We start from the raw sequence: 236 nt of genomic DNA, 5'->3' as shown, positions 1-236 counted from the left end.
CTCCAGCGGGTGTGGTCGTGCTTCGCATCTGCGGCCAGGCCAGCGTCCAGCCATTGCTCTTGGGCAGGGCCCAGCAGGCTGGGCTGCGGGTGGGGTCGGCCAGTTCGGCGCAGTCGGCAGGGCGCATGCCTCCCGCATTGGTGGCGCCGGGTTTGCGGCATGCCTGAAGGGCGCGGTATTGGCGGTCGTCCAGCAGGTGCAACTGGGCGAGCCGCCCCCAAGGCAGGCGGCGGTAC

1 protein-coding gene is annotated in these 236 nt (G+C 71.6%); it reads right to left on the bottom strand.

Features of this window, described 5'->3' with window-relative positions; all coding sequences use genetic code 11:
- Positions 1 to 236 (bottom strand): alkaline phosphatase D family protein (locus BST14_RS30655; protein ID WP_211280875.1); only part of this gene is annotated, 236 nt, incomplete at both ends.

Source organism: Mycobacterium arosiense ATCC BAA-1401 = DSM 45069 (assembly GCF_002086125.1).
GTDB classification, from domain to species: domain Bacteria; phylum Actinomycetota; class Actinomycetes; order Mycobacteriales; family Mycobacteriaceae; genus Mycobacterium; species Mycobacterium arosiense.
Note: the sequence above shows the minus strand (reverse complement) of the source record. Positions and strands in the feature narration are given on the sequence as shown.